Annotated in this window: 5 protein-coding genes; all 5 read left to right on the top strand. The window is 46.6% G+C overall.

Annotated elements, in window-relative coordinates; all coding sequences use genetic code 11:
* The coding region (locus tag WBV75_RS05520) for an enoyl-ACP reductase FabI (RefSeq protein ID WP_424119647.1) at positions 1-401 on the top strand (401 nt) is incomplete at its 5' end.
* Positions 402-464: 63 nt separating this feature from the next.
* A complete protein-coding gene (locus WBV75_RS05515; protein ID WP_424119646.1) occupies positions 465-1,481 on the top strand; it encodes a glycosyltransferase in 1,017 nt (338 codons plus the stop codon).
* 3 nt (positions 1,482-1,484) lie between these two features.
* On the top strand, positions 1,485-2,438 hold the full coding sequence (locus tag WBV75_RS05510; RefSeq protein ID WP_424119645.1) for a CdaR family protein: 954 nt from the start codon (positions 1,485-1,487) through the stop codon (positions 2,436-2,438).
* On the top strand, positions 2,435-3,043 hold the full coding sequence (gene coaE / locus WBV75_RS05505; RefSeq protein ID WP_424119644.1) for a dephospho-CoA kinase: 609 nt from the start codon (positions 2,435-2,437) through the stop codon (positions 3,041-3,043). Before WBV75_RS05510 ends, coaE begins: the two co-directional genes overlap by 4 nt.
* A gap of 55 nt (positions 3,044-3,098) precedes the next feature.
* The coding region (locus WBV75_RS05500; protein ID WP_424119643.1) for a sensor histidine kinase at positions 3,099-4,294 on the top strand (1,196 nt) is incomplete at its 3' end.

The raw sequence follows: 4,294 nt of genomic DNA, 5'->3' as shown, positions 1-4,294 counted from the left end.
CCATGAGTGAGTGGGGCAGCATAGTTGCGCTTACCTATATGGCGGCCCAGCGCACATTTCCGGATTATAACGATATGGCCGACAACAAGGCATACCTGGAATCGGTAGCCCGAAGCTTTGGATATTTCTTTGGAACAGAAAAAAAAGTCAGGGTCAATACGATCTCTCAATCTCCGACGCCCACTACTGCCGGAAAAGGGGTAAAAGGTTTTGATGCCTTTATCAATTACGCAGAAAAAATGTCTCCTTTGGGGAATGCCACGGCTCTTGAGTGTGCGGACTACACGATAACACTATTTTCTGATTTTACGCGTAAAGTCACCATGCAGAACTTGTTTCATGATGGAGGTTTTTCATCTACTGGCGTCAGCCAGGACATCATTGATTCATTTTCTGAATAGCAGAATGTTTTAATAGCACCAAAGGCCATCCCTCCAACGGATGGTTTTTTTATAGGGGGGTCTATGGAAGTTTATTTTTCATTTGTGGTGCCAGTTTTTAACCGGCCGGGAGAAGTCCGGGAGCTGTTGGAAAGCCTTGCCATCCAAACGTATTCAAGGCCTTTTGAGGTCGTGATTGTCGAAGATGGCTCAAGTGTCCCATCCAAAGAGGTTATCGGGGAATTTTCAGACCGCTTGCAACTCAATTACTTCAAAAAGAAGAATACCGGTCCTGGCGACTCCAGGAATTTTGGAATGCACCGTGCCAGGGGGTCTTATTTTATACTCGTGGATTCGGATTGCATCCTGCCCGGGGCCTATCTCGATGAGGTGGCGCGCTTTCTTTCCAAAACCCCCCTGGATTGTTTTGGAGGAGCTGACGATGCCCATCCGTCGTTTAATCCCATGCAACAGGCCATTAGTTATACGATGACTGCTATGCTTACAACAGGTGGAATCAGGGGGAAGTCGGGATTCAGCGAAAAATTCCAGCCCCGCAGTTTTAATATGGGGCTCTCCAGGGCTGCTTTTGAAGCCAGTGGGGGTTTCGGTAATATTCATCCTGGTGAAGACCCGGACCTGAGCCTAAGGCTAAAAGATTTGGGTTTTTCCATTGGTTTTATTCCCGGCGCAACTGTTTATCATAAACGGCGTATTGATTTCAGGTCTTTTTACAGGCAGGTACATAAATTCGGGCTTACACGTCCTATACTCAATCGGTGGCACCCGGGTTCTGCCCGTATTACCTATTGGTTTCCTGCTTTTTTTGTCATGGGGCTCTTAATTGCTGTAGTGCTCCCCATTTTCTTTAATGGCCTTCCGGCCTGGGCTTTACTGATTTTGTTTGTGTTGTACCTGTTTGCGGTGGCCATTGGTGCAGGTGTTAAGTCGGGTAGTGCGCGGGCAGCGCTGCTGGCTCCGGGTGCCCTGCTTGTACAATATGTCGGCTATGGGCTGGGTTTTCTAAAATCGGCTTTCTTGCTTACCTTTAGTAAGAAGAAACCCGAGGTATTAATGCCCGGGCTCTTTTTTAAACCTTAAACCTTGATAGGAAAGATTCAGTCAGGTATCAAACAGAGGAAAGCACGGGTTTTCTTTCTATTCCTTTTGTTTTCGATTACAGCCTGGTTTATTACCCGGCTCTCGGAAACGTACTCGCATTCCGTAGATTTTGCCCTGAACTACACCCACAAGCCTGAAGGCATGCTTTTGGTGGATATCCCGCCAGGAGAGCTCGGGGTCCGTATCCGCGCGAATGGTTTTCAGTTACTTCGCTATCAACTCAGTCCTAAGGAGATTGCAATCGACCTCCGGGAGGTGCGGCAGGGGAACAAAGGGTTTTTTATCAGTCCGCAATCCTATAGAAGCCAAATAGAACAGCAACTAAGCCAGGGCATTGGCTTGCTTCAAGTGCCTTCGGATACGATTTTTTTGAATTTTCAAAAAATGAAATCCAAAACCGTACCTGTTCGGGTACCTGAAGAGCTGGATTTCGCTCAGAATTACATGTTGGACGGAGGACTCGTTCTGGAGCCGGAACAGGTACATTTGCTGGGTCCTCCATCCGAAATTGACAGTATCGAGATGGTTTATACGGAACCCCTTTCGATTTCGGGTATCAAAGGAGATTTTAAACAGGAACTCTCAATAGACTCCAGGTTCCGACAGCCAAACACCGAATTCTCCCAGGATCGGATACAGGTCTCTGGAAGCGTTTTTCGTTTTTCAGAAGCTGTTATCGAAGTGCCCGTAGAGGTCATCAATCTGCCGGATAGTATGGAAGTCCAGACTTTTCCCAATATGGTGGGTGTTTTGTGTAAAGGGCGCATCGAGGGGTTGAAGTCCCTGAATCCTGACGATTTCCGCCTTGTAGCGGATTACAATGCACCGTCCTCTGAAACCGGTCGATTAATGTTGGATCTGGCCGAAAAACCCGGAGGTGTCACCGAAACACAGCTACTGGAGACATCCGTAGAGTTTATTACCAGAAGAGAATGATTTGTGTGGGGCTTACCGGGGGCATTGGAAGTGGTAAAAGCACCGTTGCGTCTTATTTTAAAGCACTGGGGATTCCTGTTTACGATTCAGATACCCGGGCTAAGGAATTAATGCAAAACGATCCCTTTTTGCGTGAGCAGATTACTCAGCTATTGGGTGAGGAGGCCTACAGCAAAGGTGGTTTGAACCGGAAATGGATCTCCTCAAGGGTGTTTTCAGACCCCGTGTTATTAAACGCCTTAAATGGATTGGTCCACCCTGCGGTACGGACAGATTTTGAACTCTGGAGGGCGGAACAACGCGCCCCATACGTGGTGCAGGAGGCCGCTATTCTTCTGGAGAATGGAGCCTATAAAAATTTAGACAGGACACTCCTGGTTGTAGCCCCGGAAAAGATGCGGATAGAGCGGGTTGTTCACCGCGACAATGTAACACCGACCCAGGTGCTGAAACGGATAAAGCACCAGTGGACAGATGCCCGTAAAATTCCCCTTGTCGATTTTGTAATCGAGAACACCGACCTTGAAAATACGCGTGAACAGGTAGAGGTTATTCACCGTAAACTCCTTGAAATGTCGGGAAGTGCGCCGGAATCCTTTTGTTAAGGTTAGGTTAAACCACCACTGCGCTAAATGTTAAATTTTTATTTTTACCTGAACGATGAATAAGAGGTTGTTTGTGCTGTTGGTGGTTCTGATGAGCCTTTCTCTTGTCGGGATAATCGCAGTGCAGTTATATTGGATCAAAAGCTCTGTTGAGGACAAAGAAGAGCAGTTTTCCAATACGGCCACCGAGGTGCTTAACAAGGTAGCCGAGAAGATTGAGGAGCGCGAAATGAAGGAGTATTCGGAGCGCTTTTTGAATCTTAAAGACAGTGTAGGGGACCTCAGGAGTGCGCAACTCAGTAATATATTTTTCATCGACCGCGATATAAACTCCAATGAAATCCTTTTTTATTCACACGGGATTCTGGAAGAGGATTACAATATAGCATCTACGTTCTTTGACAATGCGGCTTCCTCGGATACAACGACCATAAAGAATTTTACCAGTCGGCGTACAAAAACCATCTATAAGGAAGAGTACGGTCTGGATGGTAAAGCATATCGACTAAGTCCTATCGAAAAATGGGAAAAAGTCGGTGGAATTTCTGCCATGGAGAAGGCGATGTTCGACGACGTATACAGGGTGTATGCGAACCGGGTTCCCATACACGAAAGGATAAGTCGGGAAGAAATAGAGCTCTTGCTGGATCAGGAACTTGAAAACAGGAATCTCGACATCGATTACGAATACGGGGTATACAGCCGGGGACTTCCCACGAAAATTAAATCCAGGAAGTTCAGTATGGATACCGAAAGCTATTACAAGGCACCGGTATTCCGGGATAGTGAAGGTGTTACGGATTTTGCGCTTTTGATTTCTTTTCCGGACCAAAAAGATTTTCTGGTGCGCTCAGTGGTTGGGATGGCAGTGCTTTCACTGCTTTTTACACTGATTATAATGATAGCCTATGCGAGTGCTATCTATCAGCTGATACGACAAAAGCAGATCTCGGAGATCAAAACAGATTTCATAAACAACATGACTCACGAGTTCAAAACGCCCATAGCGACTATTAACCTGGCGGTTGAGGCCATAAAGAATCCAAAGATTATGGGAGATGCCGATAAAGTAGGTCGCTATCTGAACATGATCCGTGATGAAAATAAACGAATGCATGCACAGGTTGAAAATGTGCTCCGGATTTCCAAACTGGAGAAGAATCAGCTGGACATCAGCAAGGAACGCGCAGATGCTCATGAGATCATTGAGAAGGCCATCACACATGTGGAGCTCATTGTTCAGGATAGGGG

Origin of the sequence: Robiginitalea sp. (genome assembly GCF_049588695.1) — a bacterium.
In the GTDB taxonomy this organism is placed as follows: Bacteria; Bacteroidota; Bacteroidia; order Flavobacteriales; family Flavobacteriaceae; genus Robiginitalea.
This window is presented reverse-complemented; position numbering and strand designations above follow the sequence as displayed.